Origin of the sequence: Proteus alimentorum, from assembly GCF_002607735.1 — a bacterium.
GTDB classification, from domain to species: Bacteria; Pseudomonadota; Gammaproteobacteria; order Enterobacterales; family Enterobacteriaceae; genus Proteus; species Proteus alimentorum.
The window spans coordinates 140,944-166,556 of the sequence record NZ_NBVR01000039.1; the positions used below are offsets into that span (position 1 = coordinate 140,944).

Annotated in this window: 20 protein-coding genes; 14 read left to right on the forward strand and 6 right to left on the reverse strand. The window is 40.0% G+C overall.

Annotation, left to right across the window (positions count from 1 at the left end; genetic code table 11):
- Positions 1 to 407: 407 nt before the first annotated feature.
- Positions 408 to 836 carry a hypothetical protein gene (locus B6258_RS15750; protein WP_099076044.1) on the forward strand — a complete coding sequence of 143 codons (429 nt, stop codon included), beginning with the start codon at positions 408 to 410 and terminating at the stop codon, positions 834 to 836.
- A gap of 51 nt (positions 837 to 887) precedes the next feature.
- On the opposite strand, the gene B6258_RS15755 is transcribed toward B6258_RS15750, so the two are convergent.
- From B6258_RS15755 to B6258_RS15780, 6 genes are all read right to left on the reverse strand, one after another.
- Entirely contained in the window at positions 888 to 1,640 is a 753-nt protein-coding gene (locus B6258_RS15755; protein ID WP_099076045.1) for an ABC transporter ATP-binding protein, read from the reverse strand.
- 24 nt (positions 1,641 to 1,664) lie between these two features.
- Positions 1,665 to 2,480 (reverse strand): ABC transporter ATP-binding protein, encoded by an 816-nt coding sequence (locus tag B6258_RS15760; RefSeq protein ID WP_099076046.1) that lies wholly within the window; start codon positions 2,478 to 2,480, stop codon positions 1,665 to 1,667.
- Positions 2,458 to 3,327, reverse strand: coding sequence for a nickel/cobalt ABC transporter permease (gene opp1C / locus B6258_RS15765; RefSeq protein ID WP_099076047.1), 870 nt, complete (start codon positions 3,325 to 3,327; stop codon positions 2,458 to 2,460). Before opp1C ends, B6258_RS15760 begins: the two co-directional genes overlap by 23 nt.
- A 2-nt stretch (positions 3,328 to 3,329) precedes the next feature.
- Complete coding sequence (gene opp1B / locus B6258_RS15770) at positions 3,330 to 4,256, reverse strand: nickel/cobalt ABC transporter permease (protein ID WP_099076048.1); 927 nt, start codon at positions 4,254 to 4,256, stop codon at positions 3,330 to 3,332.
- Positions 4,257 to 4,330: 74 nt separating this feature from the next.
- Positions 4,331 to 5,905: a nickel ABC transporter substrate-binding protein gene (gene nikA / locus B6258_RS15775; protein WP_099076049.1), complete on the reverse strand. Its 1,575-nt coding sequence runs from the start codon at positions 5,903 to 5,905 to the stop codon at positions 4,331 to 4,333.
- Between the two features lie 11 nt (positions 5,906 to 5,916).
- Complete coding sequence (locus tag B6258_RS15780) at positions 5,917 to 6,702, reverse strand: class I SAM-dependent methyltransferase (RefSeq protein WP_099076050.1); 786 nt, start codon at positions 6,700 to 6,702, stop codon at positions 5,917 to 5,919.
- Between the two features lie 411 nt (positions 6,703 to 7,113).
- Here B6258_RS15780 and B6258_RS18200 point away from each other — a divergent pair, with 411 nt between their 5' ends.
- The 13 genes from B6258_RS18200 to B6258_RS15855 all read left to right on the forward strand — a co-directional run bounded on the left by B6258_RS18200 (position 7,114) and on the right by B6258_RS15855 (position 25,563).
- Positions 7,114 to 8,619, forward strand: a complete 1,506-nt coding sequence (locus B6258_RS18200) for a vWA domain-containing protein (RefSeq protein WP_206073635.1) — start codon at positions 7,114 to 7,116, stop codon at positions 8,617 to 8,619.
- Between the two features lie 579 nt (positions 8,620 to 9,198).
- Positions 9,199 to 10,674 carry an SrfA family protein gene (locus tag B6258_RS15800; RefSeq protein ID WP_099076051.1) on the forward strand — a complete coding sequence of 492 codons (1,476 nt, stop codon included), beginning with the start codon at positions 9,199 to 9,201 and terminating at the stop codon, positions 10,672 to 10,674.
- A 3-nt stretch (positions 10,675 to 10,677) separates the two neighbouring features.
- Complete coding sequence (locus B6258_RS15805) at positions 10,678 to 13,662, forward strand: virulence factor SrfB (RefSeq protein ID WP_099076052.1); 2,985 nt, start codon at positions 10,678 to 10,680, stop codon at positions 13,660 to 13,662.
- 2 nt (positions 13,663 to 13,664) lie between these two features.
- The gene (locus tag B6258_RS15810) at positions 13,665 to 16,373 is read left to right on the forward strand and encodes a putative virulence factor (protein ID WP_240531607.1); all 2,709 of its coding nucleotides are present in this window, start codon (positions 13,665 to 13,667) and stop codon (positions 16,371 to 16,373) included.
- A gap of 3 nt (positions 16,374 to 16,376) precedes the next feature.
- On the forward strand, positions 16,377 to 17,393 hold the full coding sequence (locus B6258_RS15815) for a hypothetical protein (protein ID WP_099076054.1): 1,017 nt from the start codon (positions 16,377 to 16,379) through the stop codon (positions 17,391 to 17,393).
- Positions 17,394 to 17,402: 9 nt separating this feature from the next.
- Positions 17,403 to 19,406 carry a vWA domain-containing protein gene (locus B6258_RS15820; RefSeq protein ID WP_099076055.1) on the forward strand — a complete coding sequence of 668 codons (2,004 nt, stop codon included), beginning with the start codon at positions 17,403 to 17,405 and terminating at the stop codon, positions 19,404 to 19,406.
- Positions 19,406 to 20,098, forward strand: coding sequence for an ABC transporter ATP-binding protein (locus B6258_RS15825; RefSeq protein ID WP_099076056.1), 693 nt, complete (start codon positions 19,406 to 19,408; stop codon positions 20,096 to 20,098). Before B6258_RS15820 ends, B6258_RS15825 begins: the two co-directional genes overlap by 1 nt.
- A complete protein-coding gene (locus B6258_RS15830; RefSeq protein ID WP_240531608.1) occupies positions 20,079 to 21,314 on the forward strand; it encodes an ABC transporter permease in 1,236 nt (411 codons plus the stop codon). The genes B6258_RS15825 and B6258_RS15830 overlap by 20 nt, the downstream gene beginning before the upstream one ends.
- Positions 21,304 to 22,860 carry a formylglycine-generating enzyme family protein gene (locus tag B6258_RS15835; RefSeq protein ID WP_099076058.1) on the forward strand — a complete coding sequence of 519 codons (1,557 nt, stop codon included), beginning with the start codon at positions 21,304 to 21,306 and terminating at the stop codon, positions 22,858 to 22,860. Before B6258_RS15830 ends, B6258_RS15835 begins: the two co-directional genes overlap by 11 nt.
- A gap of 24 nt (positions 22,861 to 22,884) precedes the next feature.
- Complete coding sequence (locus B6258_RS15840) at positions 22,885 to 23,568, forward strand: hypothetical protein (protein ID WP_099076059.1); 684 nt, start codon at positions 22,885 to 22,887, stop codon at positions 23,566 to 23,568.
- 17 nt (positions 23,569 to 23,585) lie between these two features.
- Positions 23,586 to 24,074, forward strand: coding sequence for a hypothetical protein (locus B6258_RS15845; protein ID WP_240531609.1), 489 nt, complete (start codon positions 23,586 to 23,588; stop codon positions 24,072 to 24,074).
- Positions 24,075 to 24,415: 341 nt separating this feature from the next.
- Entirely contained in the window at positions 24,416 to 24,979 is a 564-nt protein-coding gene (locus tag B6258_RS15850) for an Ail/Lom family outer membrane beta-barrel protein (protein ID WP_099076060.1), read from the forward strand.
- A gap of 74 nt (positions 24,980 to 25,053) precedes the next feature.
- A complete protein-coding gene (locus tag B6258_RS15855; protein ID WP_164996185.1) occupies positions 25,054 to 25,563 on the forward strand; it encodes an outer membrane beta-barrel protein in 510 nt (169 codons plus the stop codon).
- Positions 25,564 to 25,613: the final 50 nt, after the last annotated feature.

Below are 25,613 nucleotides of genomic sequence, written 5' to 3' on the forward strand. Positions count from 1 at the left end.
TTTTTGCTACTTCGAGTTAGCAAGTTAATTCGAGCATGACGAAAAAACAATCACAATAAGATTAGTTTGTGATGCAGATCTATATAGATAATTTAATATCATGATTTTATTGATGTTTTATTTATTTTACTTTATGAGTGATTGAGATGATGTACTGAATCGATTATGTTCGTTATGAAACTAACGAACATTTAATTAATAAGATAAGTAAAAATACAAATAAAAATATCAATATCTCGACAATAAATATCCTTTTATTAAAATCTATCTCACTAATAATGAGAGATATTATTCAAAGAATAATGAAATAAGAAAAAACAATAATATTCCTATTGCTATAACGCTCTATTACTTTATTTTTAATAAGTTAATTTAAATTTATATATTCTTTTTTGGAGCATTTCATTATGTTGAAAAATATTGCTATTAGTCTTTCTCTGCTTCTTATTTCCTCTTCTGCCTTTTCAGCAACATTAGCTGAAAAAGAATTACAACAAAAATTCGAAGAAAATATTCAGTTTCGTGTTGTCGATTTAAATAAAAGCTGTGATACCAATATAAAAGTCAGTTTTGATTGGTCTGCATTTACTGCCGATGATTTAAAAACAACAGGTGTTGATAGCTATTGTAGCGAAGGATTAAAAGGCGTAATTAATACCTGCGAGAGCTCAAAAATAGCACAAGAAACGGTAAAAGAAAAAATACAGAATATTACCTGCTACAAAGCAACACCGCGTAGTATTGAACTCAAAGAAGGCACGCTGAATTTTGGTATTGATTTCAATGCCGCAAATGATGCAAAAGCGGTTCAAGAACACTTAATGAATAACCTCTAAATACATTAAATTCGACAAGCAGTAATACTTAAAGGTATTGCTGTTTGTTGATTAAATAACTGCTTGAATAAGCTTTTTAGAATAATCATGAGAAACATTGCCTAAATTATTTATCTCACATAATTCAATATTTTTACCTTGTAAAAAAAACATTACTTTATCGCAGAAATAAGCCACTGTTTGAATATCATGACTAATAAAAAGATAAGAGAGTGTAAACTCTTCTTTTAACTGTTTTAATAAATCTAATATTTGAACCTGAGTAGGAATATCTAAAGAGCTAAGCGCTTCATCTAATACAATAAGTTTTGGATAAGACGCTAATGCACGACATAAACACACCCGTTGAGCCTGCCCTCCAGAAAGTTCAAATATATAACGTGTATAGCAGCTTTTAGGTAATTCTACTTTATCTAGAAAAGCCAAAATAAGTGTTTTCAGTGCTTGATGATTAATCGTTGGATTAATGATTTTAATCGGCTCAGCAATAATCTCGCCTACTGTTAATGTTGGATTCACTGAGGTCATATAATCTTGAAAAACGATACTTATTATACCTTGGCGATGAAGCCGTTTTGTAACAGGCTTATTATTTAAAGAGATAGCACCACTATCAGGTAACTCTAATCCACAAATTAAACGCGCTAACGTACTTTTACCACTACCACTTTCACCCACTAAACCAAAAGCTTCACTCGAATGAATATTAAAAGAGAGTGAGTCGATAACCTTCACTTTTTCGCCAAATAGTGTGTTATTTTTTTGAGTATAATACTTACTAATACTCTTAACGTTTAATAACATAAACCCTCTTTTATTTGGATAATATTAATCTATTTTTTTATTAATCAATTGTTCGAAACGTAATGAAAGCTGTCGTCGTGCATTAATTAAATAACGCGTATATTCTTGTGTTGGGTGCGATAAAACGGTTGCTTTTTCACCGCATTCAACCATTTTCCCTTTTTGCATGACGAATATATCGTCAGCGATTTCATTAACTATCCCTAAGTCATGAGAAATAAAAATCAGTGTTGAGTGATGAGTTGTGACGACATGCTGGAGTAGTTTTAAAATATCTTGGCGAAGAGGTGCATCAAGCGCCGTTGTCGGTTCATCTGCAATTAATAACGTCGGGGATAAAGCAAGTGCAATCGCAATCATCACTCGCTGCAATTGCCCACCACTTAATTGATGAGGAAATGCTTGCATAATAGATTGAAATTGATGAGGAAAAACATGGGATAATGCCAACTCAGTTTCTTTTATAGCGTGCTTTTTAGAATAGGAAAAATGGTAGATTAACGTTTGGCAAAATTGCTTTCCTATTCTCATTAGAGGATCAAACGCACTCATGCCATTTTGCACAATCACACCTAAAGATGTCCCCAATAAAGCTCGACGTTGAGAAAGCGCCTCATGACTGATTTTCTTTCCATTCAAGAAAATCGCCCCTGACATGATTAATTGTTCAGGTAACAATCCCATAATGGCTTTACTCATCAAACTTTTGCCACTACCGCTTTCGCCTACAATCGCTAATGTACGCCCTTGCTTTATCGAGAAAGAGATATCATCAATCAGTTTTTTTCCGCTTTCTTGATGAGTAATAGAAACGTGCTCAAGCGTCAGTAAGTTGTTCATGCTTTTCTCCTACTGACTGGCGATTATCCGGATCAAACACATCACGTAAGAAATCACCCCAAAAATTAAATGCGGTGACAACAAGGGTAATGGCAATGCCTGCGGGTAACATTTGCTCTGGATGTAATACCATCACATTTTTTGCTTCACTGAGCATATTTCCCCATTCTGGCGTTGGCGGTTGTACACCTAACCCTAAAAAGGAGAGTGCTGAAATCATTAAAATAACACTACCAATATCCGTTGATGCTAAGACAATAGTTTCAGCAAAAGTCACAGGTAATAAGTGGCGTCGTAAAATATGGTGAGAAGGCGCGCCAATCACTTGTGCGTATGCAATGTAATTACGATGAGAATATTGGCGAACAACCCCTCTGATCATTCTGGCATACCATGCCCATTTCACTAAAATAACGGCAATTAAGATATTACCAATACCTGGCCCCATTATTCCCACTAACGCTAAGATCATAATTTCTGCAGGAAATGACAAAACCACATCACATAACCGCATAATCAGGGTATCTGTTTTACCATGGAAAAACCCGGCTAACATCCCCATTAACCAACCAATCATTAATGTCACACTCATGGCTAATAAGGCATAAAATACCGTCGTTCTTACACCAAACAATAACCTTGAAAAAATACAGCGCCCTAAATTATCCGTCCCCAACGGATAATCAACGCTCATGGGCTTAAATTTCAAGCGTATCGACGTTAATGTGGGATCATGCGGAGCCAACCAAGGGGCGAATATACCTGCAATAACCACCATCATAATCACCAATAAACACAGTTGTGCACTTTTATCTTTTCTGAGTCGTTGCCAAAAAAGTCGCCACATCATTATCTCCTTAACCGTGGATCTGCCATCATTTGAATGACGTCCATCAGAAAATTAAAAAAGAGAAATAACAGTGACATCAATAGAATATAAGCTTGTATCATCGGATAATCACGACCAAATATAGCACTGATACATAGCCGCCCTATTCCCGGCCAAGCAAAAATATTCTCAATCACCACCGTACCAGCAATAAGCTTCGGAATACTCATCCCCAACGCGGTTAAACTGGAATACAGAGAATTACGTAAAATATGGCGACGTAAAATAAGATGATCAGGTAATCCACGTGCTTTAGCATAAAAGACATAAGGCTGATGCCATTGATTTAGCATCGCACCTCGTAATAGCCTTAAATAAGTGCCGATATAGCCTAAAGAGAGCGCTAAAGCAGGCAAAATAACAGACTGAGGCGATAACATCCCACTGACAGGTAACCAATCTAAATAAACAGCAACGCCCCAAATTAATAGCAATCCTAACCAATAATTAGGAATAGCCGTTAAAACAAACACAATGAAACGGATACATTTATCCGTAAAACTTTGCGGTTTAGCCACACACCATAATGCTAAAGGAAGTGTCAGAATAATCGTAAAAAATAGCGCCGTTGAGGCCAACCAAAGTGTTGGCGGTAACGCCCTTAACATCTCTTGAATAACAGGGGTTCTTGTAAGAAAAGAGGTTCCAAAATCGAGTTGCAAACCCGCGATTAACCATAAAAAGTAACGCGTAAAAAAAGGCTTATCTAATCCTAACTCATGGCGCATACCTTCAATGGCTTCAGGTGTTGGTACTATTTCATTAATACGTAGCGCGACTTCCGCGGGATCAGATGGGGCTAACTCCAACAGAATAAAGGCAATAAATGAAATCATGAGTGCCAGTGGGAAGATAGCCAGCACTCTCCAGAATATATAACGTAACATAAGATTTGATCAGTAGTATGGCACGTTGATATTACGTGCCACACTTATTTTAGTTAATCTCGTTGATGCATTAATTAAGGTTTAAAGCGCATCTTTTCAAACGGTATTTCATACTGAGATGGATTAAAGCCTACATTTTCTAATTCACTACGATGGATCGCCTTAGTACGTGAATAGGTTAACGGAATATAGACCGCTTGCTCTGCTAATGAAGTAAACAAAGTGTGATAGAGTTCCTGACGGCGCGCTTCATTAGGGGTAATTAATAACTCGCCAATCATTGCATCCAATTGGGCTTTATTTGCTAACCCTTTTTGCCCTTGATAATCAGCGTGAGCCGGTATTCTAAATGATGAAACAAAAGAAGCCGGATCGTAAGGCGTTCCCCAAGAGAGTGAATATTGTAAATCGAAATCACCATTCTTTTGTCTGTCTAAATAGGCTTGTTTCTCTTCACCTAAAATTGTTAAACCGACACCAATCTTTTTAAAGTCATCTTGAATAAGTTCAGCGATCTCTTTCTCAACAGCATTATTCACATTATAAGAGAGCAACAGCTGTAATTTCTCACCTTGTTTCTCACGGATAGCCTTACCTTTTGGTAATACCCAGCCTTCAGCTTCTAATAATTCAATCGCTTTTGTTGGTTGGTAAACATACGTTGGAGAAGTAAAATCACAGTAAGGCACACTGCGCGCCATTAAAGTATCAGCGACTTTTTCGCTACCCGCTAAAATACCTTGTGCAATGCCTTCTTTATCAACTGCGTATTGTAATGCTTGACGGACTTTTTGGCTGGATGTCATTGTACGGCTACTATTGAGCACAATCGCGCGAGAAGCGATCGGTGCACTCATTTCAGTTTTGAATTTATCTGATGCCATAAGAGCTTCAAATGAATCCATATCTAACATGTCGCCATCTGCACCAAAAATAAGCTGAATATCCCCTTTTTGCAGAGAAAGTAACATAGTTTGTCTATCGGGGATCACTCGCCACATCACACCATTTAATACTGGCTTCTCTCCCCAATAATTTGGGTTAACTTTAAACTCTGCATATTGGTCTTTTTTATGTTCCGTTAATACCCAAGGCCCAGTACCAACATAACTCGCGACACCCGTTTTAGTTTTGCCATTAATAAAAGAATTCGGCGAAATAAAGCGGAATGGGCGAGTTAAACCTAATTCAGTTAATGTTGGGTAGTAAGGATTTTTCAGATTTAATTTAACCGTGAATTCATCAACAATTTCAATGCTATCAATCTGACGAACTAATTCTAACCATGCATGACGTTCATAGTTATCTAGCACCGCTTCAATATTTAATTTTACCGCTTTAGCATTAAAGGGTTCACCATCACTAAAAGTCACATCATGACGTAAAAAGAAAGTGTAGCTCTTTCCATCAGGAGAAATATCCCAACGCTCCGCCAAATAAGGCGCAACCCCTTTTTCGGTATTTAATACAAGGGGTTCAAATACCATGTTTTGAGCCGCCATCTCACCAGAGTAGAGATGCGGGTTAATATCACGAATGTCTTTTGTGCTGGCATAATCCAACATATTATTACTTTTATCTGCTAACGCAGGAAAAGCACATGCAAGTGTTAATAAGAGTGTTGGGAACACTGAAAATAAGGGCTTCACGTTATTCTCCTTTAATCATCTATTCTTTGTTTTTGTGCGTGGATCATAAACATGGGTGTTGAGCCATAATTAATTTTCTCTTCTTCGTTCCACACAAAATCACCAATGCGAGTATCTATCATATATCGACTAAAACCGACTTCTAGTAGAGTATTAATATCCCATTGTGGGCGTTTAATTTGACTTAATGGCAACTGGCGAGCAATGCGTTCCATCTCTTTGGTATCTGTGTTGACGTAGTGATCTTCAACTTGCTTTTCAATTGAACGTTCTCTATCTGCCACAAAACCTTGCCAATAATTCTCATCAAAGAGATGTAAATACCAGTTAGCATCAAAATTAATTAAACTGCCACCCGGTTTCAATACACGAAACCACTCCGAATACGCTTTTTGAGGCGCTTTTAAATTCCATGTCACATTGCGACTAACCACTAAATCGAATTGTTCACTGGCAAAAGGCAGTTGATGTACATCACCACGAATAAATTGAATATTTGCCTGATGCGTTTGCGCATTTTGTTTGGCTTCCAGCAACATCCCCTCAGTTGCATCAATTGCAGTGACATCATGACCCGATAACGCTAATAAAATGGCAAAAAAGCCGGGTCCTGTTCCAATATCAAGCACTTTTAAGGTTTCACCTTCTTTGATATGCCCCAATAACAGATGACGCCATTTCTGTTGTTTCTCGCTCAGCAATTCCTGTTGATTAGACTCACTATAACTTTCAGCTCTGATATTCCAGTAGCGAGTTACATCATTAAGTAATTGGTTATTATTTATCTTATTTGTCATCAGAAACCTGCTGTTATATCAACGTAAAGAGAGGAATAAATCCCCCTAAAAGCGAATGATTTGGCTATTTTTTAGTGTGGGTAACATACCTTGTAACCCCAAGATGCTCTATGTGCTATATCAATATTCACCAGTACTCAATAAGAGAGATCTGCCAATTTGCGATCTTCATCTTTAACATAAATGTGCATCCTAATGGGAGTGAAGATAAATAAGCAAATGGATTATTTCCCCTGATAAAATAGAGAAACAAATTGAGCGAATTTAGAAATAAAAATTAATTTTGTCTTATATTAAAAAAGTGAACGCTTTAATTTCACCTTTTTTATAAAACCGTTATAGTCAATAATATTGCTATCTTAAATTTCTTTCTTTAAACGAATATAGCCGTCACATAAGGCTCTCTAAAATATGAATCGAATCTCACGATTAACGGCTGATATTACCCGCGCCGATTTTGCCTTAACGCATCAACAGCAATTACTTCAATTGCTGACTCAACACTTTCCGACTAAATATCGTTCTCTATTTGCGACGCCAGAGAAAAAATCGGATAACGTGATTGAATGGTATTCTCCTGTTTCGGGTAATCCTGTCGCTTTAACATCATTACAAGGACAAGAGCAGCAAGAGATAAGACGCATTTTAGATGAACGCCTTAACGATATTAAAACGCAAACGGCGCTATTAGCATCGCAAAACAGAATTACGGATGAAGAGCGCCATCTTTTAGATACAGCATCAACACTACCTGATAGCGAAAGTGTCTATATTATTAATGGGCAACCCGTTATTACATGGTGGCCACGCACAACACCATTGCCACCACCTATTGCACAAGTCACTGCTGGCGCAAGTGCCGCGGCGGCAGGTGCAGCACTTGCTGATGTACCTGCTAAAACACGCAATCGCTGGCTACGTTGGTTATTACTGCTGTTATTGTTACTGTTTTTGGTCTTACTGGCATCTTGGCTGAAAGGCTGTTTTGATCCGAAAGCGGTTCCTCCGGTCGTTGAAGAAAAACCTGCCGTTGTCATACCACCAAAACCAGAGCCTGTCCCTGAGCCAGAGCCAATCCCTGAACCCGCGCCAGAACCTGTACCAGAGCCTATTTCTGAACCTGAACCCGTGCCTGAACCTGCACCCAAGCCGGTGCCAGTGAAAAAACTCACGCCACTAGAAGCTTGTGTACAAGATGAATTGAAAAAAGCGGGGGTGACAGAGAAAACAGCAAATGCGACGTGTGAAAATCGCTTAGCAAACAACATTAAGCAAATGTGCCCCGCAGATCGCCCCGCGGAACTTGCACCTCAAGTGATCCTTATCTTTGATGCATCCGGCTCTATGGCACTGAGCATGAATTTAACAGAGAGTGATTTAGACTATATCGCTTCAACGGGACAACTTTTCCCTGGTTATGATGCCGAACCTCGACGGATCACAACCGCAAGAAACGCAGCAATAAAAATCATTAATAACATTCCATCCGATATGAAAATTACCACCGTTGTGGCATCTGATTGTGGTGTTGTGAAATCAAGCCCTGCTTATGGGGGTAATGAGAGATCAAAATTACTCAGTTACATTAAGCGCATTGAGCCAGACAGTGGCACTCCATTAGCCGAATCTATTAAACGCGCAGGTAATTTAATTAAAGGCAATAATCGTGACACCATTATTGTGTTGTTATCAGATGGTTTAGAGTCTTGTGATCAAGACCCATGTGCAGCCGCTAGAACCTTAAAACGTGCTCACCCTCGCGCCATCATTAATGTGGTTGATATTTTAGGTACCGGCGCAGGTAACTGTGTGGCGAATGCAACTGGCGGTAAAGTCTTCACAGCACGTAATGCGGATGAAGTCACTTTAATGACTCGAAAAGCAATTGAAGATTATATTCCCAAGAACTGTAAATAATGAGTGATTACTGTTGCTAATATTTAATTCACCCTCTTTGGTTTCACATTGAGGGTGAGTTTTTTCACGTATTACGTGTATTTTATTATTATATTGAAGCGAATAAGCTCTATATCTTATCTATTTAAGACCATTCCTTAATTATGTGTTTTTTCTTTTTTTATTCTCTCATTATTCAGAATAAACCTATTTTGTGATTATTATCACAACAAATAGATGAACATTAATAGTTTGTTCTTTTATATTTTATCTTTTTTTTCTTCTATTCCATTATTTTTTAATGTAAAAATCAATATCTCGGTGATTTAATCTATATATTTAAGAAAATATAGCGCAACCTGTAACGTCATTATTTAATTATCATAATTGTTATCTTAATATTCCCACTTTCACTCAAGAAAAATAAAAAAGCCTTTAATAATAATCAGTTAATTAACCCTAAATAATCCGCTAGATAGACACCCAATTTCTGATAATATAAAATGTATATCAAATTTATATCTTTATTTTTAGCCTTAAAGCCTATTTACGGATAAGCCAGCTTACCCATAGATAATCTTGCCTAGCGGAATGATCGTCGTGAATAAAGCATTCTTACGAAGTGGTAAATTAGAAAGTTACCTCCCTATGGGAGAAAATGGACAGGCTGTTTATATCTCGGCACTGCAGCTACGTGAAACTCTACGTTTAAGAGGAAAGGCTCATATTTCTCAATGCCTTGCTATTCCTCAGCCAAATGAAACAGGCGAGCGTATTGACTGGTATTCACCGATTGACGGTGCTGTTATTCCTTGGTCTGCGGCTTCAGAAGAAGAGCGCGCCGCCGCTTATGCGCTACTGAAAAAGAATCAAGATGATTTAATCGCCTTTAGTGAACAAGAACAGCAAAGAGCTGGAAATAAAGAAAGTCAGCTTTTTGGTGCCTTACTCAGTAAAACTATCCAATTTCCTGACGAAAACCATATTTTTATTGTTGATGGACAGCCGATTATTACCTTTTGGGGATTTGTCAGCGCCAACCAACAACTGAGAGTTGATCCTGTTGCTTGCTTAAAGCCAGCGGTTGCGCCAATCGCACCAACATCAACCGTAGTTCCACCAGTACAAGAAAAAGTCATCATTACTGACACTAAACGCCCTTGGTGGCGTTTCTTATGGTGGCTGTTACCTTTATTATTACTTCTACTCGCGATTTTCTTCTTAAGAGGCTGTTTCTCAACGCCAGCATTACCTACAGTCGATATTAAAACGCCCGATATTGAAGCACCTAAATTGCCCGATCCTACGCTTGAAAAGCCGACAGTTCCTACCGTGGTGACTAACGGTCACACACTCGGTGTACCAACAGGTACGGTTCACACAGGAACATTAGGCACTGTAGATGCGAATGGAAATGTGATGAATGGCACTGACGGTAATGGCGCAGTGGTTGATCCTAATGCGGGTTTACCTGTGGTTGATCCTCAAATAGACAATAACCAAGGTGCCTTACCTGAAGGAACATTGCCTGAAGATACGCAACAACCGAATATACCGCCCGTTGATCCTGCGGCTCAAAATGAGCAACCGAAAACAGATAACACCCCAAATACGGGAAATGAGAACAACACGCCTCCCCCTCCTGTTGATCCTAATGCACCACCCGATGTCACCCCACCGGTGACAGCAGATAACACAACACCACTGACGATCCCGGCAAATGCGTTAGCCAATGGCTCAACCCAATTCCTAAATGGTCAATGGAAAGCAGGAGCAGGAATTCAAGATCAAAAAACAGGTAAACCACTGAGCCTGAATTACCAAATTGATAATGGTAAAGGACAAGTCGTCATGACACGCAGTGATGGCGTGACCTGTAAAGCGCCTGTCAATGCAGCCATTAATCAGGGTGGATTAAATATTAATAACCAAGGTCAGGCTCTGTGTAGTGATGGTTCAAACTATTTGATGCCAAATATTATTTGCCAACCAGGAAACCAAAATATTGCTGATTGCCAAGGAAAATATGAAAACAATCAGCCATTCCCATTATCAATGAAGCGGGAGAATAACTAATTCATGTTAGCGCCACTGACCGATTATAAAGATAAAATTACCCTTATCCGAGATAGCAATATTCAGTTTCTGGATTTTGGTTTTAAGCTACCACAGCGCAAAGAGTACGGTGAGTTTGTTAAAAAAGGCGAAAACGGCCCGTTAATGCGACTCATCTATAATGAACGAGATGATAATTATCTTTATCCTGCACCTAAAAATCAGTCTCAAACACCGAGAGAAGCTGAATTTAGTTTCTCCCTTGAAGAGTCATTAACGTTATTAAATGACACATGGCTACCCGTGCCATTTTTCCGCTTTAATCCGCCACGCGCATTCTCTCAAGGCCCTGATAACTGGGTAAGAATGATGTTCCATCAACTGCCAGAACCAGATGAAGATGGACATACACACCGCGTTGTTGTGGCATTTGATACCCGAATTGAACCGAATCGCACCAATACCGCTTATCTGGCACCCAACGAAGAAGATGTTCGCTCTGGTGTTGCTTTTGCGCTGGCCTATTTAGGTTATGAAGTTGAAAACTTCCTTGAAACACCATGGATTGATGGTTGGTTAAAGGAAGTCTTTAGCGAAAGAGCGCTGGCTGTCACCAAAATGTACCATGATGAACTTGAAGATGCGCTCAAAGAGTTTCAACATCAGGCACATTATCTCAATTTACTCAATATCTTAGGTGAGAAACTCCACTTACCTGAAATCAAAATTAACGAAACCAAACCACAAGAGCCTGCGATTGAAGTCGATCTTATTCTTGATGTGGGTAACTCACGCACTTGTGGGATCTTAATTGAAGATCATATCAATGATAACAAAGGGCTAACGCAACTCTATGAAATGACACTGCGTGATTTAAGCCACCCTTATCAAATCTATAATGAGCCATTTGAAAGTCGTGTTGAATTTGCGCAAGCAGAATTTGGTAAACAAGATTTTTCAGTGAATAGCGGTCGCAACAACGCCTTTATGTGGCCCACGATTGGGCGCGTTGGCCCTGAAGCTAATCGCATGGCAGCGCAACGTTTAGGGACTGAAGGCTCAACAGGCATTTCAAGCCCTAAACGCTATTTATGGGATGACTCGCCGTATTCTCCGGGTTGGCGCTTTAGTCGCTCTTTTGGTCAAACAGACAGAGAGCCACTGGCGACCGCAGTTCCGATGACATACCTTCTAAACGATCACGGCGAACCGTTATTCCGTTTAGAGCCGGATGATCGCATGCCAGTATTTACGCCAAACTATACTCGCAGTTCATTAATGACCATGATGTTAACCGAAGTGTTAGCACAGGCATTAACGCAAATGAACAGCCCTGCTCAACGCCTTAAAATGAGTCACGCAAGTGCGCCTCGTCAATTGCGCAATATCATTTTGACTATTCCACCTGCGATGCCAAAACCCGAGCGCGCTATTTTTGAAACCTGCATGGAAAACGCATTAGGGCTAATTTGGAAGGCAATGAATTGGGATCCTACAGACGAAAAACTGCGTTTTGATGGTAAAGATGAACAATGCCGTCTCCCGATGCCAAACATCCATGTGAAATGGGATGAAGCCACTTGTGGTCAGTTAGTTTACCTCTACAACGAAACACAAATTAAATTTGGTGAACGTACGGAAGCCTTTTTTGCCAGCCAAGTGCGTGAAGATAACCGCGCATTAACGGGTGATAGTACGTTAAAGATTGCCTCCATTGATATTGGTGGCGGAACAACCGATCTCGTTATCACACGCTATAAACTGGATACGGGTACCGGTAGTAACGTCAAAATTATTCCAACACAGTTATTCCGTGAAGGATTCAAAATTGCAGGTGATGATATTTTATTAGATATCATCCAGATTTGCGTATTGCCTGCATTACGCACCGCATTAACGGATGCAGGTATTTCTGATGCTGATGCTCTGATGTCTTCTCTTTTTGGCAGTGAAGGTTTAGATGCTGGGCAACAAGTGTTGCGCCAACAACTTACCCTACAAATCTTTAATCCCATTGGGTTGACGATTTTAAGCCAATACGAAAACTACGATCCCTTAGTCCCACATGAAGGCATTAACAGTACTTTTGGTGAATTACTTAACGTTCTCCCGACAGAGCATGTACGCCGTTATATTGATGATGCAGCCAATAAAGAGCTCGGTGGTGGTGACAGCTTCTCCATTTTAAATGTGCCTGTACAAATTAACTTTGCACAATTGCACGCTGAATTTATTTCTGGTGAACGTATTAATATCACACGGAGTTTAAAAGCGCTGTGTGAAGTGCTTTATTACTACTCCTGTGATGTTTTACTGCTGACAGGTCGCCCTTCTCGTTTACCGGGTATTCAAGCACTATTAAAAGTCTTACAGCCTGTGCCGCCTTCTCGTATTCTGCCATTACACGGTTACAAAACAGGGGGTTGGTATCCATTCAACAAAAAAGGCCGTATTGACGATCCAAAATCAACAGCAGCCGTCGGTGCGATGTTGTGTTTAATGGCTGAAAATGCCCGTTTACTCAACTTCTACTTCTCGACAGGTAACTTTAAAACTTACTCAACAGTACGTTATTTAGGGATGTTGGATAACAACAACACGATTTCCGATAATGACGTTTACTACCGTGATATTCAGGATAAATTTGAGCCTGATCCGGATACCTATTTTGAAGTCAGAGGCGGGATCCGCTTAGGTTTCCGTCAATTAGATAATGCCCGTTGGCCTGCATCTCCACTTTATACCTTACGCATTAAAAATCCGAAATTGGCGCAGCAACTTAGCCAAGAAGACAGCGTATTGCATATCAAGCTTGGAGAAGAAAGAGGTGCCTCAGGCCATAATGATGACAATAAATCTGAAAAATTACGTATCGAAGAAATGGAGCTTATTAATGGCAAAGGTGGCGTTAATAAGAACGGTTTAAGTTTCAAACTCAATACGTTAGCAGATAGTGGTATTGGTGAAACATCCTATTGGCTGGATAGCGGGAGTGTATTAGGCAAATGAATATGATGGATGAAAAACAGTTAACAGCCAAATGGGATGCCATTTATCAAGGCGCGGGTAAAGCCATTGATTGGGTAACGGCAGTAAGAAGTAATGCACCGCGTTTAAATACCGAAGCCGATAGCCTTATCTATCGCTTGCGCCGCAGCCGTAATATGGCAAAAAATCTCAGTTTAGCAACTCAGCGACCAATGTCTGTGGGCTTTTTTGGGCTATCACAGGCAGGAAAATCATACCTAATTTCAGCACTTGCCGCAGGGCAAGAAGGCCGATTAAGAACCAGCATGTCAGGTAAAACCCTTGATTTTATCGACCATATCAACCCACCGGGTGGCGGTAAAGAGGCAACGGGTTTAGTGACTCGTTTTAGTCGCAGCGCCACAAAAGGTACACAAGCGTTTCCTGTCGAGCTACATCTTTTCAGCGAAATTGAGATCGTTAAAATTCTTGCCAATGCTTACCTGTATGACTTTAATCAGGAAAAAATTGAATTTGAATTAGATGATGAGAAAATTTCTCGTTTAATCAATTCGTTAAGCTCACAATGCAGCGCGACACCTGTTGCGGGTATTACTCATGATGATGTTGTTTCATTATGGGATTATCTGCAACGCCATGCGGAAAAAAGCCAGAAAAAATTGGCAACAACCTATTGGCCTAAAGCGATTGAATTAGCGCCTTATCTCAGCATTGCGCAACGCGCTAAACTCTTTTCTGTTTTATGGGGCGATATTGCAGAGCTGACATCCGCTTATCAACGTTTTAGCACCACACTTTCTGCTTTAGGTAATGCCTCTCTTGTTTTGGCTCCACTCTCTTCGTTAGTCAAAGAGCAAGACGGTGTGTTAGTACAAGCAGACAGTATTATGAACGTGGATATGTTAGAGCGTCTCAATACTGCCAATGATAGCCAGATCAGTATTTGTCCTGTTCATGGTGATCGTATTGATGCCCCTGTCACCCTTTCGTTAGCAGAGTTAACTGCGCTGACGGTTGAATTAGTCGTCCCATTATTAGATGCGCCAAGCAAAGCCCTGTTTGAACACGTTGAGCTGCTCGATTTTCCGGGCTATCGCGGTCGTTTGGGGGTTGAAACCATGGCAGATGTACGTCGTCAGGTCAACGATGACAGTGCTAACCCTCTGGCACAGCTTATCCTTCGGGGTAAAGTTGCCTATCTGTTTGAGCGTTATACCGATAACCAAGAGATGAATGTGTTAGTCGTGTGTACCGCATCGAACAAACAGTCAGATGTGAAAGAAGTCGGTGCTGTCCTCACAGAATGGATCAATAACACGCAAGGTAAAGATGCATTAACGCGCGCCAAACGCCCTTCTGGTTTAATTTGGGCAATGACCATGTTTGATATGCGTATTACCAACTCTTTAACCATGAATGAAGCGTTATTACGCCAATCATGGGGTAAAGGTGGCATGATCAAAATGGCGATGTTAGAGCGCTTTGGCCAATATGAATGGATGTCATCAGATTGGATCAATGGTGAAGCCTTTAATAACACCTTCTTAGTGCGTAAACCGGGTGTACCTACCCCGTTTATTCAAATCAGCAATGGCAAAGAGACTGTTCTAAATGAGGACAGTGTTTCACAGTTACATTTGATGAAAAAAACTTTTGCTGAAGACGAAACGGTCCAACGCTATATTCGTGAGCCAGACCAAGCATGGGATGCGATGTTGTCGCTTAACGATGGGGGTATGCAGCGCCTTGCTGATTATCTTGAAACCGTTGCCTTAAAATCACTAAAACTTGAACGTATCAGCGAGCAATTGCAAGAAATTCAACGTGATTTAATCGGTCATCATCTTGAAAAATGGTATCAATCAGGTGGTGAAGAAGAGCTCCAAGTCAAACGTCGTAACGCAGCCACTATTTTACGCTTTATGCAAAGTCGCCCTTATTTGCAAGGTGCATTACTGGATTACCTGTTACCTTCTCGCAAATCACTCTACGACCTGTATATGCAAGAAAAAGAGGTTATCGATACGCTTTCAGATAACAAAAAAGCGACTCAAGCCCCCGTTTCTGCCTTTGCGGCGATGGAGCAACCGACTTTCGATCTCTTTAGCGATGCGCCAATTTCTCTAGAGCCAGAAGAAAATGAGGCCCCTAAAGGTCATGGCAATGAGGTTACCTATCCTAAAAAAGTGATGGCATTATGGATAAATCATCTGCGTAGCCTGCCCGATAACAGCACTTTGTTAACCTATTTAGGCATTGACCAAGAAATTATGGTGCTGTTAGTTGATGAGCTTATCACGGCGATTAATCGTCTCGGTGTTGAACAACGCATGTTGAAAACCCTTGCAGGGACTGAAGCCATTGCCCGCCGTGATGACTTAGCAGAACAGCAATCATCTCGTGTTTATAATGTACTAGGTGATTTTATTACTTGGTTTAATTTCAAAGATAACGGTGTTGAGAAGCCAGAGAGCAAAATCAATGTCGGTCATAAAATCTTTGAAAGACCCGATAATACCAGTGTGCAATGGGGTGATGATGAGCGTTTAGTCCGCTTACCGACCAACCCTGTTAACTACACCCTTTTATTTGTAATTGATTGGCTTATCGCTTTATCCGCGATTATTACTGAGAATGCGGGGCATTCTGCGGGAAGAGAGATCAGTGCTGAACAAAACGCACTATTAGGCCAAATCATTCAAACCATGAAATCATCCGTCGTGGAGTCATAATTCGTGTTTAATCCAGAATTAAAACCCGTACAACCTGCTCGTCCCGGCTTTGCGGTATTAAGTATTCGTAATTGGGAAGGTGACGCTTCCCCTGTTTATTTAAGCATTCAGCGTAACCAAGATCGTTATTTCTTAAATGATAAAGGGGAATGGGTGGGTAATGCCTTTTTCCACCAGCTTTCACTTGAAGATGCTGATGACGGTTATCAAATCATTCTTGATAAAACGTTAGTTGATCCCCTCGTTAGCAACTTACAAATGGCGTATCAATTTACGTTAAAAGACGATAATGAAACACAAGATATCGGGCGATTACGTATTCGTGATGGCGTATTAGCCTCACAAGCGCAAGGTCAAAGTGAAGCATTAAAATCCATAGCAACATTAGATAATCAGCCTGTTCCGCCTACTCCTATTGTTGAAGAAACCCCATCGGAGCCAGCGCCAGAACCTATTAAAATTGGATCGGAAGAACCAGAGCCGATTATCCCTGAAATCAACGTAGATGAACCACCACAACGACCAACACCACCCGCGCCGAAAAAATCAAAAATTGGCTTAATTTTAGCGATTATCTTGATTTTAATTTTAGCGGGTATCTTAACGTGGTTCTTCTTACTAAGAGGCAATCCAGCAGGCGAGCCTGCACCACAACCAACACCAGAACCGGCAACACCCAGTGTGTGTAGTGTTGAAAACATGAAATCGGGTACCGCATTAGCTTTTGTACAAAGTTGCATACAGAGTCAACCTGATAGCAAAACTATCCTTGCAACAATTGAACAAGCGAAACAGAACAATCAATGTGATGTTGCGCAGCGTTTATATGCTTATAAAGCACAATCAGGTGATATTGAGATCGCACTGAATTACGCGCGTGAATATGATCCAGAAACCGCATCAACACAAGGCTGCTTTAGTGCAGACAAAGAGACCGCTATTTATTGGTACGAAGCGGTTCTCAATCATGACTCACAAAACAGTGACGCCAAAGCGCGTCTTGAAGCTTTGAAAAAATAGGAAAGTCGCATGAAAAAGGCGCATTGGCTTACGCTTATTCTCAGCGGTTTAATTCTAACAGCGCCAGCAAGTGCTGAAGAGAAAAAACCGCTATTACAAGAGGGTAAAAAAACCCTCTATCAACGTGTACTAACTTATCCAGGTTGCCAAGTCGCTGATACTGTTGGCGCAAAAGGTAAAGAGCAACCTGCATTCAGCCGTTTTTATGTTTATCAACGCCAAAAACAAGGCGCTAATGAGTGGTTACAAGTTGGTCCTGATAGCTTAGGCCATATCAGTGGTTGGATGGATGCAAGTTGTACATCAGAGTGGAAAATGCAGTTAACACTCGCATTTACTAACCCAGCAGGTCGTAACCCAATGCTGTTTTTCAAAGATAAACAAACGGTTGAAAGCTTACTTGAAAGCCCAACCCCTGAAAAACAGTACAAACCCTTTTTAGCGGATATCAAAAACCAAAAAGTGAATCCGGCTGTTTTAGCAAAAGAGCCTGATTATATGATTGATCAGAAAAGTAATTTCTATCTACTGCCTGTATTAGGCTCAGATGAAGTCTTTACTGATGCGGGCTATAAAGTACGTGTGCTCAATGTGGCTTCTGTCTCTTCTCAAACCAAAGACAGCAAAGACACACAGAATGCAAATACAACGGCAAACAATACAAAACCGGCAACACCTAACAGCAAAGATGCTGATAATATGATGCAAGGCTTTTCTGCCGCAGTGGTGTTTGTTATCGACTCAACAATATCGATGGATCCTTATATTGATAGAACCAAAGAAGCGATCCAAAAGGTTTATGCACAAGTCGAAAAAGACAACATGTTGGATAAGGTAAAATTTGGCTTAGTGGCGTTTCGCTCTAATATCAAAGCCGTCCCTGCATTGGAATACGACAGCAAAATGTTTGTAAACCCCAATGATGTAAAAGATGGGCCCGATTTCCTGAATAAAGTCAAAGAATTACGCCAAGCTAAAGTCTCAAGTAGTCGTTTTGATGAAGATGCTTATGCGGGTGTAATGCAAGCCCTTGATGATGTTGATTGGACACGCTTTGGTGCGCGTTACGTTATTTTAATCACTGATGCTGGCGCATTAACAGGCGATGATCCTCTTTCATCCACTAAGCTGGATGCTGAACAAATTCGCCAAGAAGCCGCTTATCGCGGTGTTGCACTTTATACACTGCATTTAAAAACCCCATCAGGGGCAAAAAATCATGCTTCAGCACAAGCCCAATATGAAGCATTAACGCTTAACCCGTTCTTACATAAATCGCTTTACTACCCTATCAACTCAGGGGATGTAAATAGTTTTGGTCGGATGGTCGATAGTCTAGCCACTGCTGTCACCACTCAAATTCAAACGGCTTATCGTGGTGAAGTGACTGTAGGTAGTGCATTAAATGCTGATCCTACTTATAGCAAAGATAAAGAGACAGATACCTTGCTTAACGATGCACACGATTTAGGCTATGCCATGCGTTTAGCCTATTTAGGTGAAAAACAAGGTACAAAAGCGCCTCCTGTGTTTAAAGCATGGATAAGTGACCGAGATTTATTACAGCAAAATATCCCAACCACTGAAGTGCAGGTTTTACTGACGAAAAGTGAGCTTAGCGATTTAAGCGATGTGATGAAAAAAATCGTTAATGCGGCTAATGAAGGTTTGATCTCTCCTGACAATATGTTTGCGGATTTACGCTCAATTGCCGCCACTATGGGGAACGATCCAAATCAAATCAAACAAGGCTCAGCGACTAAATTAGGCGAAATGGGCTTATTGGGTGAATACGTCGAAAACCTCCCTTATTTAAGTGAAGTATTGGGCTTAGATGAAGAAACGTGGAAAAGCTGGGATGGTCTAGAGCAAGAGAAATTTATTCGTCGATTAAATACCAAGTTACAATACTATCAACGTTATAACGAAGATGTTGATCGTTGGATATCTCTTGCACCGCAAAGTGATCCTCGCGATCACGTTTATCCTGTTCCACTGGAAAACTTGCCTTAATGATCCAGATTGAAGGCATGGCAATTACGCGTGGAGATGCGCAACATGGTTTTCGTGTTGCGCTTCCTTCATTGATCCTTGAAAAAGGAGAAATTGGCGCGCTAACGGGATTAAGTGGTTGTGGTAAAAGTACCTTACTAGAAATGATAGGGTTGATTTTACGCCCCGATGAATTAACGCATTTTCAACTCAGTGATGATTTAATTATCACGCGAGCAGTGTCGAGTCATCAACAAGCTCAACTCGCATCATTACGTGCTGAGAAATTGGGTTTTATGCTCCAAAGTGGCGGATTACTTCCCTTTTTAACCGTCATGCAAAATATTCAATTACCTCGTAAGATGCTGGGATTAACGCCGCACTCTGCTTGGCTCGATCACGCAATTGAGCATCTGCAATTACGCCCTTTACTTAATCGTCTTCCTCGACAACTCTCCATTGGTGAGCGTCAGCGTGCGGCGTTTATTCGCGCAATCGCCCATGAACCCGCTTTATTACTTGCCGATGAGCCTACAGCCGCTCTCGATCCTTATAATGCACAAGCGTTATATGCATTGATTGTGGAGATGGTAAAGCAACTCGATATTTCTGCGTTGGTTGTGAGTCACGATTGGTCTTTAGTCGAGCGTTTTGAATTTAGTCACTATCATGCACAACTACAAGGGGACGGTAGTGTCTTTATCAAACAATAATACCAATCCTAATCGCCTTGGCTTACTCAGTTCACTCGCTTGGCGTGACTTAATTTATGATCGCAAAGTCGCGCTCTGTATTGTGTTCTCTTTAGTCTCAGTGATTGCGCCACTGTTACTGCTGTTTGGACTAAAAAATGGCATTGTAACGCAACTTCACAACCAACTACTCAATGATCCTCGTAACCTTGAAATACGGATGTTAGGCAATGGCAATTATCCACAAAGTTGGTTTAATGAGATTGCACACAAAGAAGAGGTTCGTTTTGTTATCCCATTAACACGTAGCTTAAACACACAAGCTGATATTGTGATTGATGGACAACGTTTTATTGATAATGCAGAAATTATTCCGACAGCAGAAAACGATCCATTATTAGAGGGTGTAGCTATTCCTCAAAATGCAGACACCTTAGTGCTCTCTGCCAATGCGGCACATAAACTACAGGCGAATATAGGTGATAGTGTACGCTTATTTATCAGCCGTAAACTTAATGGCGCCAATGAACGCGCCAAACGTACCTTTACGGTCAGTGCCATTATCAGTGACAGCAAATTTCCAAGAGCAGCTGCGTTTGTTTCTCTTGATGTTTTAGTGGCAATGGAAGATTACCGAGATGGTTATCAAGCGCCTCTTTTTGGCGTAACACAAGGCACTGAAGCGAAATCAAGAACTCAGTTTGCTAAAGCTCGCCTTTATGCAGAAAATTTAGATGCCATTGCACCGCTAGATGATTGGTTTAGACAACAACACATTGATGTGATGACACAAAGAAGCCAAATCGATTCTGTAAAAGCAATCAGTTATGTCCTTAACGTTATTTTTTCCGTGATTGCGTGGGTATCACTCTTAGGCTGTATTGCCTCTCTCATTGGCGCATTCCTTGCCAATATTGACCGTAAACGCAAAGACATGGCGGTATTACGCCTATTGGGTTTTCGTCAATTTGCCGTCTCTTTATATATTGTGTTGCAAGCACTGTTATTAACGAGTGTTGCCTTTATTTTAGCCCTTGGGCTTTATGCCATCGGTAGTGCCTTATTTACCACATTATTAGGTACACATTTACCTGAACAAGCCTTTGTTTGTCAGTTAACATTTTGGGATTTATTGATTGCCATGTGCAGTGCCTTACTTGTGGCTTTAGTGGTGGCAAGTATTGGCGCATTACGAGCCGTTTCAATTGAACCTGCGGAGAGCTTACGTGAAATTTAATTTATCGCTTCTCACTTTATCATTCGCGCTGTTATCTAGCAGTTTTACTGTATCGGCCAAATGGGATGATAAATTCGTTAATCCAAAAGCGTTGCCTGATGATGTGATCCTGCCTTTCCCTTGTGAAGGTGCAATGGTTTTTCGCCAAGTCACCATTCCTTTAAGCCAGCCATTACAAGATTACAGTGTAACCCTAGGGCAAGAAGGTGATGAGTGGGGCTATTTAGAACAATCACGAGCAGAACATATTGCGGGTAGCTTTCCATTAAAAGGGAAAGAAAAAGGCCGTTACTACCTTATGGCAAAATACCCCGTTACCGATCTGCAATATAACGCCATGCAGAGCGCGATAAACGGCAAAGAGTGCCCTACAGCATCCAACAAATTACGTTTACCTAAAGTAAATATCAGTTGGTATGAAGCGATGCAATTTGCGGATCAATACAATCAATGGTTAAGAAGCAATCATGCTGATGCTTTACCCGTGGAAGATGGCGCAAAAGGTTTTGCAAGATTACCGACAGAAACGGAATGGGAATTTGCGGCGCGTGGCGGTTTAAAAGTCTCAGCCTCAGAATTTCGTGATGTGCGTTTCCCAATGCCAGAAGGTACTAAGAACTATATTTGGTCAGCAGGCAGTCAATCTGCTAATGGTTCTTTACAGCTAACAGGGTTGTTATCACCTAATCCATTAGGTTTGCATGACATGCTCGGTAATGTCGCAGAAATGATGTTTGAACCTTTTAGATTAAACAAACTCGACCGCTTACATGGTCAAGCTGGTGGTTTTATTGTGCGTGGTGGTAGCTATCTCACCCCAGAAAGCGATATGCGCAGTTCATGGCGTCAAGAAGAGCCTTATTACACCAATACGGGTGCAAATAAAAACAAATACACAGGCTTTCGTTTAGCGATTGTTGCCCCAGCATTAACATCACGAGACAAAATCAAAGAGATCGAAAAAGAGTGGCAACAGTTAGGTAATGAGAAACCTACAAATAATAAATCGAAAACCAATAGCGATAATTCCATTAATAGCCTGAATACACTCTCAACCCAAGTACAAGATGAAGCGTTGAAAAAACAGTTAGCTGAATTGAAAAATACATTACGCGCAAATGCGCAACTGCGTGATGAGCAACGAGATCAAGCTATCCGTACTTCACTGCAATTAGGCGCTTTTTTATGTACCAAATTAAAAGATGATGGCGAGTTCTACGACAGATTAATTGCATTACATGAAAAAAATTGTCCTGCGGGCACAAAAGATGCCACTTGTGAACGACGTCAAGAACAAGTTAACGAACATAAGAAAACCCTCGACTTTGTCGTGAGTTATTACGCAGACACATTAGTGGATATGGCAACAACGTATGATGCTTCTTTAGTAAAACCACAAATTGACGTTGTACGCCAATTGATGGAAGCCAGAGGCAAATCAAATTTAAATACGTACCTTTCAACGTATATGCAGGGACTCCAAGGATATTGGGCTAACGGTAAAGTTTCACGGAATGAATGGCTTGAAGCGTGCAAAAAACAATAACAGAGACTTTGGGATAGGTGTGGTATGAATAAACAACTTATGGCGGTACTTAGCATTAGTGCTTTACTTGCCTTATCAGGGTGCCAAAGTAATAACGGTACTGATCCTCGTTTGAAAAATAACAGTGATATGGAGTTTTTCAGCAAGTCAGGTATTACGGCTTGTGCAGGGGGGGCCGCTATTGGCGCATTAGGCTGCTTAGTCTCAAATTCCAGCAATAAAGGCGCATGTATGCTTATTGCTGCTGTCGCGGGGTGTGGTGTCGGTATTGGTGCCAATGCCTATTTAGACAATAAACGCCAAAATTACGCGACAAAAGAAGAGATGCTCAATTCCATGATTGCTGATATTCAAAATGAAAATCAGCGCTTACAAAGCGCCTCTAACACGGCAAAAGCCGTGATTGCTGATGATAAAAAAGCCATTGCCAAAATTCAGCAAGATATGAAACAGCAACGTTTAAATAAAGACGCCGCAGAGAAACAACTCAAAGGTATTGATGCCAATATTGCAGCACTTCGTTCACGCTTAGCAGATATGAAAAAACGTGAAGGTGAGTGGCGTGATATCGCGGCTCAAAGTCGTCAAGATGGCTTAAAAACCGCACAGCTTGATAAACAAATCGATGGGATGAAGCAACAAGTTGCTTCTTTACAAGAAGAGCTTGATAGCCTTTATACTCAACGCACTGCAATAAGACTTAGTTAACGTTAAAAAGGATGATAATGAAATTTTTACCTCTTTCCCTTGTTGGCATGACCTTACTATTAAGCGGTTGTGTCACCAATCCCGCAGATTGTGATCCAACAACGGGTGATGTTAGTATAATTACTAAGTTTAACTGTAATTATTCAGGGACTTACGATAATCGTATCGAGCAAAAACAAGCTACTCTCGCTAATGAGAAAGCATTAAATACAGAGTTTAAAGCGGTTCTTGCTGCCATAGAGAAAGAAAAGCAACAGACCAATGCGAGCCTCAAAACCCAACAAGCAAATCAACGTGCCTTAAATCAGTCCATGACCAATCTGTTAAATCAAATTCGCCAAAAAACCAAAGGGCAAAATGATATTCAAAAACAGATCAATGAAATTGATAAACAAATGAAAGCGGCACAAAACAATCCATCAAAATCAGTGATGGAGAAACAGCTTGAATTAGATAATTTACAAAATAAAGTACTCAGTCTACAAAGTGATTTAGGTCTTAAATAAACCGAAAAAGGCTCTCTATTTTTTTTTAGAGAGCCTTTTATTTATTTTCATGCTTATTTTTTATTTATCCTCATGGTGATTTATATTAATCGCATATTATTGTTTATATAACATTGATAATGTTTAACAGATCTCTTTAATAAAACAACCGTATTTAAATCAACGCGCTATTTTTTATTCCANTTGTTTATATAACATTGATAATGTTTAACAGATCTCTTTAATAAAACAACCGTATTTAAATCAACGCGCTATTTTTTATTCCATTAAAAATAAAGTCATTATTATAATCTTCTTCGTTTAATAGCCATCCTTACTCTTTTATTAATGGAATAAAAATTATGAAAACAAAATTACTATCGATTTTATTTATTACTGGTTTATTAGCGACAACTTCAACACAGGCTCAAGAAGATCTTAATTTTGGTAAAACAACACTTTCAGCGGGTTACGCACAACTCAAAATGGAAGGACAAGACCCTATGCATGGCGGTTCTGTTTCTTTACGCCAAGAATTGAATCAACAGTTTGGTATTTTAGCAACAGCAACCTATGCACAAAATGAATACGATTTAGATAAACCCGTCAAACAAGTTCTGCGTGATGTGAATGCCCGTTATTATTCTGTTATGGCTGGTCCCACACTACGTTTAAATGATTTCTTCAGTGTTTATGGCGTCGCAGGTATTAGCCAAATACAGTTCAAAAATATCACTGATGAAAATATTGGAAAAAATAAAATCAAGAAAAATACCTTTAGCTGGGGGGCTGGTATGATTATTAACCCAACTGAAATGCTGTCTATGTCTGTGGGTTACGAAAACAGCCGCTATAAAATGAGTGAATTAAGCGAAAATCGCTTAGTTATGGATGGATTTATCGCCAATATCGGTTACCGATTCTAATTATATAAAGCACATATTATTTTTATAATATGTGCTCTTCTATCGTTCTAATTATTATTAGAGTTTTTATTTTTATGAAAAAAACATTATTAGCGCTATTGCCCTTTACACTATTATTGACTTCTCTCACTTATGCTAAAAATGATCGTACTCTCTATTCTATTGGTTATGCTTATATAAAAGTAAAAGATTTGCCTACCGCAAATGGCGTTAATCTAAGAGTTCAAACATCACCTCATACTAATAAAAAAATTTCTATGCAATTTTCGGGTACACTCTCACACCAGCCATTATCCAATAATGGCAGATTACGTTATGTTTCCCTTTCCTTAGGCCCTGCTTATGCTCTAACGCCTTTTATTGACCTCTATGCCACAGTGGGTGCAAGTGGCATTAGTTATCATACTGAAGAAAATGCCAATAAAGATAATGCTTCAAAATCATTAAGTTGGGGAACAGGATCCACATTTACAATCGCCAAAAATATAGCGTTAACCGTTAGTTATGAAGGTAGTTATTTTAAAATGGAAGGAAAAAGTTACCCAAGCTATGCACTTATCGGCAATATTGGTTATCGGTTTTGATTAACTGTACAGGCGTGTTTTTAAATTTAAAATATTGCCTAAACCTCGTT